Here is an 11,890-nt window from a genome sequence, read left to right on the forward strand (position 1 = left end):
CCTGGTGTTCAAATTGGTATCAAGCTAAATCTGGCAGATGCGGTGTTCTGAAACTGGGCTGAGACTACAAATAAATGCCACCATTCTGCTGATCGCCGGACATCTCGGCATGCCGATCTCCACCACCCATTCCATTACCACCGCCATCATGGGCGTGGGTTGCGCCAAACGGTTCAACGCGCTGGACTGGGTGATTGTGGAGCGCATTATCTGGGCGTGGATCATGACCATTCCCGCCACGGGATTGCTGGCCTACTGCATTGTCCACCTGCTCGGCGGTTTGGGCTGGCACTAACCGGCGGGGACAGTTCGAGGTTAGTTGCTCTTAGACGAGCGCCCGGTCTTGCGAGCTCGCAACTGGTCGCGCAAGAAGGTGTCTTCGCCGGCTTGTTGCCATGCGGTCAGCCAGAGATCGCCCAATTCCTGTCCGGCCTTCAATAATTGGGCCGCCAAGAATTCCCGGCCCTTTAACCCGTTCTCGCCGGCGCCGGAAAACTGTCCGGCTTTTTCCACGCGATACACCGTTTCCACAAGCTGGCCCTGCGCCAGCAGGAAGCGCATGAGGTCCGGGAATAATTCGTCCTCCTTGGCGCCCTTCGCGCGCAAGGCTTTGGCGGGCTGCACCTGTTTGAGCAGCGCGGCGGTGTCCAGCCCCACCGTGTTCAGGTAGCCGCTGTCCATTTGCTGGTGGAAACCGCGATCAGTGGTGTAGCCTTGCGGGTTCGGCCCCACCCAGCCGTTGAAATGCTTGGTGGTGTGCAGGGGTTGGGTGGCATCGCCGACAAAATGCCCCATCACGCCCATGATGTAGATGGTGTTTTGCCGGGCGTTGGCGATTTCCTCCGGCGTGCCGAGTTCCTCAAAGGTCTTCAGATAGGAGAACTGGGATTTGAGTTTGCCGTAGTATTCATTGATGGTCCAGGGCAGCAAGCCGGACAGCTCCCGGGTCTTGTCACTGTTCCGGTGCTGGCCAATGGCCGGCAGGCGGTCCGCGTGCGCGGTGCGGGCGGCGGCGAGTTGCGCGGTGAACACATGCCGGAACGGGCTCACGGTGTCAGGCGTCAAGCCCACCAGCTCCAAATCCTCCAGGTCCATATAATGATCCGGCCCGTTGACGTGCTTGAACGTGTTCTCCGGGCTGTTGCGCCAGCGATCCGGCTCGCCGGACAAGAAGGCGATGCGCTCTGCGACGTCCGCATTGCGGATGAAGTCCGGGAATTCCTTGGGCAGCGCGGCCAGGGCGATCTGGTTCACCACCCGATGGTACGTATAATCCCAGGCAAACAATTCCGAGGAACTGCCGAGCAATCCCATGACAACCGCCACGAACCGCATGTATTTAAAAAACATGGGCGAAGGTATAGCACGGCTTTTGGAAAAAGAAACCGTAATTGGCCCGGCGGATTGTTACTGTGGTGTTACATTTTCCTGCGCCACGCTGCGCACCGCGCCCTGGGCGAGGCGGGTAGCCAACACCTGGCCGGGCTTGACCTCGGCGGCGTGGCGCAAGATGCGCCCGGTGACCGCGTCGCTGGTAATCGAGTAGCCGCGGGCGAGCGTCTGCTCGGGAGAGAGCAGGCGCAAGCGGGTTTCCAGGTGGGCAAGCGCTTGCTGGCGCGCTTGCAGGGCCGCGCGCGCGTTTTCCACAAAGCGTTTGCAGGCCTGGGCAAGCTGCTCCCGGCTCTGCTGCAGACGCTGGCCGGGCTGAAGACGCAAGAGCCGATGGCTGAGATGCGCGGCATTGGTTTGCGCCTCCCGCAGGCGCTGCGCGGCGACCCGCGCCAGGCCCGCCTGCAAATCATCCAGCCGCTGATAATGCTCCTGGATTTGCCGGCGCGGATGCCGGCGCTGCAAGCGCTGGCAAATAACTTCCAGGTTCTCCCGTTCCCGCTCCATCCGCTGATGCACCCGGCGGTGCAGCCAGCCGCTCGCGTCCGCCACGAGTTCGCGGCTGGCAAACGCGGCTTCGGTAATGATCTCCGCGCCCGCGCTGGGCGTCGGGGCGCGCAGGTCCGCCACAAAATCGCTGATGGTGAAATCAATCTCGTGCCCCACCGCCGAAACCACGGGCAAGGCGGATGCGTGAATCGCCCGCGCCACGACCTCCTCATTGAACGCCCACAAATCCTCCAAACTGCCGCCCCCGCGCGTCACCAGAATCAGGTCCAACGCGGGCCGGGCATCCGGCGCGCTGGCGGCCCATTCGTTCAGCAGTTTGATGGCATCTGCTATTTCCTGCGCCGCGCCCACTCCTTGCACCCGGCAGGGAGCCAGAATAATTTCCAGCCACGGCTGCCGCCGCTCAATCACCGTCAGCACATCGCGAATCGCCGCGCCGGTTGGGGAAGTCACCAGCCCAATGCGCTGGGGCATCCGGGGCAGCGCCCGCTTGCGCTCGGGCGCGAACAGCCCTTCGTCCGACAACTTCTGCTTCAGCTTCTCAAAGGCCGCCTGGAGAGCGCCGATCCCCTGCATCTCCACCGCCCGCACGATCATCTGGTACTGCCCGCGCGCCTCATAGACCGTCACGTCGCCCTGGAGGACGACCTTCTGCCCGTCCTGCAGCAGGTTGCGGTGCGAGACCGGCTCGCCGCGAAATAGCACACAGGCGAGCTGGGCGCCGGCGTCCTTCAGCGTGAAATAAATATGGCCGGAAGATTGGCTGCGCAGGTTGGTGATCTCGCCCGTCACCCACACGGTCCCCACCTGCTTTTCAAGCAGGCGCTTAACCTGCGTCGTCAGGTCCGAGACGGACAGCACGCTGCGCGTCTGTTCCGGGGTGAACAGCTCTCCAAAGTTCCACTGGGATTTGGCCGGGCGCGCCATGCGGTGATGGATTTATTGCACCGGGGTTTCCGGCAGCAGCTCCGAGATGCGCGTGATGCTGGTCGCCTTGCCGGTCGCATCGTCAATCTCGATCAGCGCGCCCTGCAGGATGACGCGGGTTTTGGCCACCTCGAACCGCTGCGGCATGTTGGTGCGGAACCGGCGGATCACCGGCTCGATCTCGCGCCCCAGGATGCTGTCATGCGGGCCGGTGAAACCCGCGTCGCACAGGAACGCCGTGCCGCCGGGGAAGATCTGCTCATCGGCGGTTTGCACATGCGTGTGCGTGCCCACCACGGCGCTGACCTGCCCATCGAGCATCCGGGCCAGCGCGATCTTCTCGGACGTCGCCTCCGCGTGGACGTCCACGAAAATGATCTTCGTCTGCTCCCGCAAGTGCGCCACTTCCGCCTCGGCGACGTTAAACGTGTTCTCGATTGCGGGCATGAACGTCCGGCCCTGGATATTGAGCACGCCCACGGACGGCTTGCCGGGCCGCTCGAAGATGACGGCGCCGCGACCAGGCGTCTCCACCGGATAATTGGCCGGGCGCAGCAAGCGCGATTCCTTGTAAATCAGCTCCATCACCTCTTTCTGATCCCAGACATGGTCCCCGGTGGTGATCACGTCCACGCCCGCCTCAAACAGCTCGCTCGCGGTGCCCGGCGTGATGCCGTTACCGCCTGCGGCGTTCTCCCCGTTGGCGATCACAAAGTCCAGCCCGTGCCGCAACTTCAGGCGCGGCACCAGCGCGCGCACCGCCCGCCGTCCCGGTTGCCCCACGATATCTCCGACAAACAATAACTTCATGCCCCCAGCCTAGCGGTCCCCCGTCCGCTTGTCGAACCCCAAACCAAGGGAAAGCGAAAAATCCACCATCACGCCGCCTTTTTCATTGCTTCAGCCGCGCTACTCCGGTATGCATCCGCCCATGGTCACCTCCACGCATTGGACAGCCGGGAAAACAGGCGCGGGCGCCTTGCGCGCGCCGCCGCTGCCCGGAGCCAACGCCCTGATTAATCCGCCGGCCCCCAAACCTGCGTGAACCCCTCCTACCTCCAGCCTGAATACGACGTGGTGATCATTGGCGCCGGCATGGGTGGGCTGACCGCGGCCGGCATCCTCAGCCGCGCGGGCCTTTCCGTCTGCGTGCTGGAGATGGCCTCCAAGCCCGGCGGTTATCTCGCCGGTTTCCAGCGCCAGCAGTTCCGCTTCGACACCGCGATTCACTGGCTGAACCAATGCCTGCCGGGCGGCCTGGTGCATACCGTCTTTGAAGCGCTCGGCACGGATTACCCCAAGACCGCCCGCCAGCAGCGCGTCAAGCGGATCGTCGGCGACGCCCATGATTACCTGCTCACCGCCAACCCCGACGACCTGAAGGCGCAATTGCAGCGCGATTTCCCCCACGAAGCCCGCGGCCTCGGGCGCTTTTTTGACACCGCCAAACAGATCGGGCACCACTTCAACACCCAATCCATCGGCCTGCGCGCCTTTGAAACCCTGGAGGGCTGGGAGAAGGTGCGCTACGCCTGGCACGGCCTGCGCTTTATCCGCCCGTTCCTGCCCCACGTCTTCTACAGCGGGGATGCCGGGGTGAAGCGCGGCCTGCGCCGCTACTTCAAGGACGAGCGGCTGCTCGGCCTCTTCAGCAGCGAGCCCGACATGCTCTCCTGCCTGATCCCCATCGGCTGGTGCTACGCGGGCGATTTCCAGAATCCGCCCGCCGGGGGCGCGCAATCGTTTCCCGAATGGCTGGAACACCTGGTGACGAGCCTCGGCAACCACATTTTCTACCACAGCCGCGCCCACCAGATTCTGCTCCAGGACGGTCGCGCCTGCGGCGTGGCGTTTGAGCGGCACGGCGAACAATTCCAGGTCCGCGCCCGGCACGTCATCGCCACCGGCGACGTGGAGACCCTCTACGAAAAGATGCTGCCGCCCGCAGCGGTGCCCGAGGATTTGAAGGCGCGCCTGCGCAAGGCGGAACTCTACAGCTCCTCCCTGACCCTCTCCGTGGCGCTGGACTGCGATCCCGCCCGGCTGGGGTTCCATGAAGAAATGGTGCAGCTCACCCGGCAGGATGTCCCGCGCGCGGCGCTGAGCGGCGGCGATCCGCAACAGGCGGAGATCCTCGTCATGGCCCCTTCCCTCCGCAATCCCTCCCTGGCGCCGACGGGCCAGGGCACGCTGGCCATCTTCATGCCCGCCTGGATGCATCACCACCAAAATTGGCGGGCCGGGCGCGATGCGCAAGGCGGCTACGTGCGCGGCGCGGCCTACACCCAACTGAAAACCGAACTGGCCGAGGCCCTGCTCCAGCGCGTCGAGGCCCGCGTCGCGCCCGGCCTGCGCCAACACATCCTCTTCTACGACGTCGCCACCCCCATCACCCACTACCGCTACACCGGCAACAAAGATGGCACCATGATGGGCGCGCGTCCGGGCAAGGAAAACAGCCAAGCCAAAATCGCCCACTACCGCACGCCGGTGCCCAACCTGCTGCTGGGCGGGCACTGGGCCGAACTGGGCGGCGGCGTGCCCATCGCGGTCAAGGCCGGGTTCAACGCCGCCCTGCTGGTGCTGCAAAAACAGAACCGCGCCGCCTTCGCTGCCTTCGCGCAATACACCGGGCGGCAACTCGACGCCCCAGCCATCCGCCAACACCCCGCCCTCCGCCCCTACGCCAACGACTGGCAACGCCAACCAACCCCGGCGGAAATTGCAGGCAGCGTTCAAACGATCGGCCACCGGGGACCGCGCGCGGCGGACACTCCCGCCGTTTCTTGAGCCTTGACGGCCGCCATAAACATGGCAAGGTCGCCAAAACGTTTGCAAACAATTCCAATGCTCGGGCATATTTTAAATCGCGAGATCAAGCCACAGGAAATCAAGCAGTGGCTGCTGGTAAAACAGCCCATCAACTGGAAGCACTACTGCCTGGCTGGACTGGGTGCATACCTATTAACCGGCATCGCCTTCATCATCGAAACGTTCCTGTCATGGAACAAGGTGCTCCGCAGCATCAGCCACTGGCATTCCGAAATGCCGATGCTCGGTTGGCACTTCTATTTGATATTTGGGATACCCGCCGCGATTTCCTATGTGCTGCTGCTGCCCTTCCTTCGGTTTCCCAACCAGCGCCGCATAGCCATGGTGGCGATTGTGATAAGCTGGACCTATTTCCTGTACACGAATCACGCCGATTGCAAGGGCATGTGACGGGAACCCCAGTGTCGGAGTCGTTAAATTCCATGATCGGCATCCGGTAGCGTGACCGTGGAACAGCATTAGCTGGAATTCCAAACCACTCCGGTCGTTTTTTTGTCGCCATGCGTACGCTTCCGAGGCAGAATGCCGCCCATGAAAACCACGACGAACGTATGGCTGGGCGCAAGCGCGCTGCTCGCCTTCGTCGTGGCGTTGGTCTGCCTGCGAAGCAAGCCCGCCGAGCCCAGTTATCAGGGGAAGAGCTTGAGTGAGTGGGTGGGGAGAATTCCTCAGATCACCTTTCTCGAGTTCAACCTCGTGCCGGATTCAAACATGGTGCAAGTCGCAGAGGCCCTGCGGGCCATAGGCACCAATGCACTGCCAGAATTACTGGTCATGCTGGACGTGGATGACTCCATCGTCCACAAACTGATCCGCGCGATCAATCGCCGCCAGCATTACGTTAAAATCCCGATTGGACCAGAGCCAGATGAAAGCAGACTTCTGGCCATGGAGGCGTTCACCCTGCTGGGGGCAATCGCCAAGCCGGCCATCCCGCAACTAGTGGCCCGCTTGGATGGCTCGGACAAAACCTACCCTGCCGCGGCCGCCCTGGCAAGCATCGGCCCGGACGCCCATCCGCAATTATTGCAGGCCTTGCGCCACACCAACAGTGCGATTCGTGGAAAAGTTGCTGCCGGGATTGGTTGGAGTGAACCCAAGGGAGCATTCGCGGTGCCCAGCCTGATCTCAATGCTAGAGGATCAAGATAAAACCGTCCGCATGCTGGCAGTCTGGGCGTTAGGAAGAATCAAAAGTGACCCTGAAAAGACGATTCCCGCACTGATCAAGGTGTTAGCAGACCCAGACACGGAAGTTGCCTGGCGTGCGATATACTCACTGGGGCAATTCGGCACCAATGCCGCGCCCGCTTTGCCCGCCTTGCAGCAACTCCAGACGCGCCCGAATCTTATCTCGATACTAAAATCGGTGATCGAGAGCGCAATCAAGCAAATCTCTCCCCCACCACCGCCCGCGCGCCTCTAAATCCCGCGCTGCACCTCCTTTGGAGTGCGGCGGCAAGGCGGGGGGATGGGGGCCGCGACGCCGCTTTGGATTGGCGCGCAGGCAACTCTATGTTTTTCCCGCCCCGTTGAACGCAGGAATTCCGCAGGTCACCATTGGGGAGATTCAGTGGCCTCGCGCGCTCATTCCAGTGGACGAGGCAAATCCAAAGCGGTGTCGCCCGCCGCCACCATTTCCCCCTTCGGTTGCCACCGCACTCTCCAAAATCCCATGTACCAACAACTGGCAACAGCAACCGACCCCGGCGGAAGCGAATTGTCAGGAAAGCTCTGGTTGAAGAGGAGTCGTGATGATTTCGTAGCGTGGCTTCTTGCTATCACGCCGAATCATGCCAGCCTTTTCCAGCTTATTGAATGCATACTTCACTTTGCGATAAAACCCTTCAAAGTCCCGTGCACCGGTCCCAGGCTCAGACTGACGCCCCCATAATACCAGCGCAACCTGACGGGCACTTGCCCACCGGACTTTGGAAAAGTGATTGACCCGATAAATGATCCCCAAGGCATCCTTCAACAGCGCGCCCAATGGATCAAAGGTCAGTGGACCAAATTGGGTACGCAACTCTGCCGTATAATCCTCCTTCACCAAAATGCGATCCGCCACATAAACCGGATGCAAAGGCGGACTGTTAGGATGACGCGAAATAAGACCGGCAGTTTCAAGGGCATTAAGTTCGTTGAAGTGATTATTGTCAGGGGTGAGAATGATCGTATAGCGCAGCAGGCGATTCGCCCATTCACTTTTAATCAGGTAGGCCAATATGCGTTTCTGCTCCTCAGTCAGAACCCGTCCCTGCATCTTACTTTCGAGATATCCATCGAAAGATCGGAACAGTTCTTCCATGCGATCATCAAGCAACTTTCCCGCACAAATACAAAGGCCCAGTTCATCCTCCGAATACAGCCGGTAGTAAGGGAGGTCAATCGCATTTTGCAGGCACAAATTCGTCAAAGTTGCCATGCCGATGCCCTTGCCCTCCCATTTATTATAAACCATCAGCACACTGGCCAACTTGGGGTTGCGCGGTTTGGCTTCCGGGATGATTCGCCGCAGTGGGAGTGCGCCTTCTGGCACGTCAATTAACAGGCTGGCACGCAACGTCCCCGGATTCCGTATTTCAATCTGCCGTCCGGGCCGTATGGTGATGGTTATATATTTATTGATCGAATAATCTCGGTGCGCCAATGCGTTATTCACCGTTTCCCGTAACAGCGCTTCGGGATATTGCGGTTGGCTGCTGCCACCGCTTTCGGCGCTTACACCCACTTGAATATTGCGCAGAATGTAGCCCAAACTGGCATCCATCAGCGGCAAGACATTGTCAGCAAACACCTGTTTATCTTGCGCCACAACTTGCGGAACTTCCACATACCCATGCACGCGGCAACGGAAGTCCAACCGGTCGGCGGGATGCGTACCGCAAACCAACATCCCCAACGTGGTCACCTTGCCATCTACAATAAAACCCTTTCTGCTTAGGAAAGACGAAGCCATGCTCAAGTCCGCCTTAATGGTTTCAATTTTTACCTGCCGATTCAGCAACTGAATGTATTCATTCAACCGGTCGAGATTGATGTCTTCCAGCGTGGCTCCGGAAACGGGTGTCAATTCCCGCGACTGCCACGCGTCCTCCTTGTATTCCTCTTGGGTCGCAATCCGTTCCTCCGAAATCTTTCGATCACCGGTCAACACCCTGTCGCGAGCCTCACCATTCAGGAAACAAAACTTGCGTTCAGCCGGCAGTTCATCCACATAGAGGATGAGTATGCGTTCCCCCATGAATTCGCGCACCTCCCGTTGCGGAATCCACTCACACAAATCGAGTGCTTGATTACGGCGATCCGTAAACCGCTTGCCCAATGCCGCCACCTGTTCCTCGGCCTCCGGACGCCAGCCCGTGATCCGGTACTGTCGCTGGGGTTGCTGCTCTTCCTTAATTCCGAGCAAGAGGATGCCGCCCCGGGCGTTGAGAAAGGCCATTACGGATTGCGCAATTTGCGTCCATTCTCCGCGCGTGGACGGGACAGGTTTGATCTCAATGGTTTCCGTTTCCAGTTCCTCGAACCGGTTCAGGCGGATCAGCTCTTCCAGTCTTTGCAACAGGCGGTCAACGGTTTTCATGGTCGCGTTGTCAGTATGCCTCGCAGTACGCTGACATGCAATCTCTTCTTAACCGCAAGTGTGAAATCTCCGTCCGCAAAACCTGCGTTGAACTCCGCTCACATCTGAGGCAAGTTACGGTCATGGCAAGCGTCAATGAATGGGAAGATCGGTATTTGTCCGGCGATTTGCGCTGGGATAAAGGGGAGCCGTCGCCGGGGCTGGTGGATTTCCTCGCGGCGCAGCCGCAGCTTGCGCGCGGGGCGGTGCTGGTGCCCGGTTGCGGCACGGGGCACGACGCGCGCGCCTGGGCCAAAGCCGGGTTTGACGTGCAGGGCTACGATATTGCGCCGTCTGCCATCCGGCTGGCGGAGGAGCGCACCCGCGCTACCGGACTTTCAATCACATTTGCCCTGGGCGACTTCCTCACGGACCCGCCGCCCCGCCCGTTCGACTGGGTCTTTGAGCACACGCTGTTCTGCGCCATCCAGCCGGAGCGCCGCGCGGATTACGTGCGCGCCGTCTTGCGCTGGCTGAAGCCCGGCGGGCAATTCCTGGCGGTGCATTATATCATCCCGGACACTGACGGCCCGCCGTTTGGCACCACCCGCGAGGAAGTGCTCCGGTGGTTTTCCCCGCACTTGACGCTGCGGGAAGATTGGGTGCCGCGCTCGTACGCCAACCGCGTGGGGCTCGAACGCATTTTCTGGTGGACACGCCCGACGTGCTGACGCGCTGACGCCCCTCACCTTTCGCGCTTGTTTCAAACCCGGCTTTGCCGCACACTGCGCGCGATGAATAAGGCTTTTTACATCACGACCGCCATTGATTATGTCAACGGCCACCCGCATCTGGGGCACGCGTATGAAAAGGTGATCACCGACGTGATCGCCCGGGGACGCCGCGCGCTGGGCGAAGAGACGTACTTCCTCACCGGCCTGGATGAGCACGGGCAGAAGGTGCAGCAGGCCGCGCAGGCCGCCGGCAAAGCGCCGCAAGCCTATTGCGACGAACTCGCCGCCGCCTGGCAATCGTTCGCCGCCAAGCTGAACCTCACCAACAACGAATTCATCCGCACCACCCAGCCGCGCCACAAACAAATCGTGCAGGCCATCCTCAGCAAACTGCACGATCAAGGCGATTTCTACAAAGCGGAGTATCGCGGCTTCTATTCCACCAAGGAAGAAACCTTCCTGACCGAGAAGGATCGCCGTCCAGACGGCACGTTTGATCCTGTCTATGGCGACGTCGTCGAACTGGTGGAGTTCAATTGGTACTTCCGCCTCGGCCAACACCAGCAATGGTTGATGAACCACATCGAGCAGAACCCGGACTTCATCGCGCCCACCTCCCGCCGCAACGAAGTGCTGGGCTTCCTGCGCAACGAAACCCTGGGCGACCTTTGCATCAGCCGCCCCGCCGCCCGCTTGAGCTGGGGCATTCCCCTGCCCTTTGATCCCGAATACGTCACCTACGTCTGGTTCGACGCCCTCAGCAATTACGCCACCCTGCCCGGCGCGCTGGGCGATCCCGCCGTCTGCGAACCGCTCGGGCTGAAACCGGAGGATGCACTCAACAATACTTTCCCATCTGATCAAATACCTCCTAAAGAGACGATACTGAGGTTACCAAAACCCCGATGGCCGGGGGACACCGGCGTCACCGCACCCGCGCCGCACCTGTGGCCGGCGGACATTCACGTCATCGGCAAAGACATCGTGAAGTTCCACACCGTCTATTGGCCGATCATGCTCAAGGCCATGGGCCTGCCGCTGCCCAAGCAAGTGCTAGTACACGGCTGGTGGCAGAAGGACAACCAGAAAATGAGCAAGTCCTCCGGCAACGTCGTGGACCCGGTGGCCGTCATTGACGACTGGGGCGTGGACCCCTTCCGCTTCTACGTCGTCCGCGAACTCGCCATTGGCCCCGACGGCAACTGGACGGATGCCGGCTTTGCCTCACGCTACGCCAGCGAGCTGGCCAACGGCCTGGGCAACCTTGTCAACCGCTCCCTCTCCATGCTCAAGCGCTACCGCCAGGGCGTGGTGCCCGCCCGCCACGACGAACTGGCCGCCATCAGCCAAGAAACCCTCACCGCGGTGATGGCCCAACTGCGCGACTCCGACCTGCAAGAAGCCCTCATCACCATCTGGAAACTCGTCACCCGCGCCAACCAATACGTGGACCAGACCGCGCCCTTCAAACTGGCCAAAGACCCCGCGCAAGCCCAGCGCCTGGATGAAGTGCTCTACAACCTGGTGGAGACCTGCCGCGTGCTGGCCGTGCTGCTGACGCCATTCCTGCCCGGCACCGCCACCAAGATCTACGCCCAACTCGCACTGCCCGGCGAACCGCGCCTGCTCACCGAAGCGTCCTGGGGCGGCATCCAACCCGGCCACACCATCGGCGAAGTCCAAGCCCTGTTCCCACGCAGGGACCAACCGGCGAAGTAAAGCCTGAACCATGCCGGCTACTGACTGCGAACCCTTCGGGTTCGGGCGGTAGTCCTCCCCTATACCGCCTCGACGGTCAACGTCGCGCTGAGGGCGCTGACGCGGGGACCGTTATAGGCGATGGCCTGATATTCATAACTGGCCGCGGCGGGGAGCGTATCCTCAGAACACCGCATCTGCGCCGAATAATTTGATACCATTGGGGATTGGCGGGT

At 61.1% G+C, this 11,890-nt stretch carries 10 protein-coding genes; 6 read left to right on the plus strand and 4 right to left on the minus strand.

Annotated elements, in window-relative coordinates:
* The first annotated feature begins 37 nt into the window (after window positions 1-37).
* Window positions 38-295 carry an inorganic phosphate transporter gene (locus WCO56_26010; GenBank protein ID MEI7733053.1) on the plus strand — a complete coding sequence of 86 codons (258 nt, stop codon included), beginning with the start codon at window positions 38-40 and terminating at the stop codon, window positions 293-295.
* Between the two features lie 20 nt (window positions 296-315).
* Here the strand turns inward: WCO56_26010 and WCO56_26015 are convergent, their stop codons facing one another.
* The 3 genes from WCO56_26015 to WCO56_26025 are packed head-to-tail and all read right to left on the minus strand — an operon-like array spanning window position 316 to window position 3,636.
* Window positions 316-1,350 (minus strand): hypothetical protein, encoded by a 1,035-nt coding sequence (locus WCO56_26015; protein ID MEI7733054.1) that lies wholly within the window; start codon window positions 1,348-1,350, stop codon window positions 316-318.
* A gap of 57 nt (window positions 1,351-1,407) precedes the next feature.
* Entirely contained in the window at window positions 1,408-2,826 is a 1,419-nt protein-coding gene (gene xseA, locus WCO56_26020) for an exodeoxyribonuclease VII large subunit (protein ID MEI7733055.1), read from the minus strand.
* 12 nt (window positions 2,827-2,838) lie between these two features.
* Entirely contained in the window at window positions 2,839-3,636 is a 798-nt protein-coding gene (locus WCO56_26025) for a TIGR00282 family metallophosphoesterase (protein ID MEI7733056.1), read from the minus strand.
* Between the two features lie 231 nt (window positions 3,637-3,867).
* Here WCO56_26025 and WCO56_26030 point away from each other — a divergent pair, with 231 nt between their 5' ends.
* The 3 genes from WCO56_26030 to WCO56_26040 all read left to right on the plus strand — a co-directional run bounded on the left by WCO56_26030 (window position 3,868) and on the right by WCO56_26040 (window position 7,083).
* Window positions 3,868-5,616, plus strand: coding sequence for an NAD(P)/FAD-dependent oxidoreductase (locus WCO56_26030; GenBank protein ID MEI7733057.1), 1,749 nt, complete (start codon window positions 3,868-3,870; stop codon window positions 5,614-5,616).
* 42 nt (window positions 5,617-5,658) lie between these two features.
* Window positions 5,659-6,048, plus strand: coding sequence for a hypothetical protein (locus WCO56_26035; GenBank protein ID MEI7733058.1), 390 nt, complete (start codon window positions 5,659-5,661; stop codon window positions 6,046-6,048).
* Between the two features lie 141 nt (window positions 6,049-6,189).
* Complete coding sequence (locus tag WCO56_26040) at window positions 6,190-7,083, plus strand: HEAT repeat domain-containing protein (protein MEI7733059.1); 894 nt, start codon at window positions 6,190-6,192, stop codon at window positions 7,081-7,083.
* A 297-nt stretch (window positions 7,084-7,380) separates the two neighbouring features.
* Here WCO56_26040 and WCO56_26045 read toward each other — a convergent pair whose 3' ends face one another.
* The gene (locus WCO56_26045) at window positions 7,381-9,243 is read right to left on the minus strand and encodes an RNA-binding domain-containing protein (GenBank protein ID MEI7733060.1); all 1,863 of its coding nucleotides are present in this window, start codon (window positions 9,241-9,243) and stop codon (window positions 7,381-7,383) included.
* Between the two features lie 122 nt (window positions 9,244-9,365).
* Here WCO56_26045 and WCO56_26050 point away from each other — a divergent pair, with 122 nt between their 5' ends.
* Entirely contained in the window at window positions 9,366-9,953 is a 588-nt protein-coding gene (locus tag WCO56_26050; GenBank protein ID MEI7733061.1) for a methyltransferase domain-containing protein, read from the plus strand.
* 63 nt (window positions 9,954-10,016) lie between these two features.
* On the plus strand, window positions 10,017-11,675 hold the full coding sequence (locus tag WCO56_26055) for a class I tRNA ligase family protein (protein MEI7733062.1): 1,659 nt from the start codon (window positions 10,017-10,019) through the stop codon (window positions 11,673-11,675).
* Window positions 11,676-11,890: the final 215 nt, after the last annotated feature.

Source organism: Verrucomicrobiota bacterium, from assembly GCA_037139415.1.
Lineage (GTDB): Bacteria > Verrucomicrobiota > Verrucomicrobiia > Limisphaerales > Fontisphaeraceae > JBAXGN01.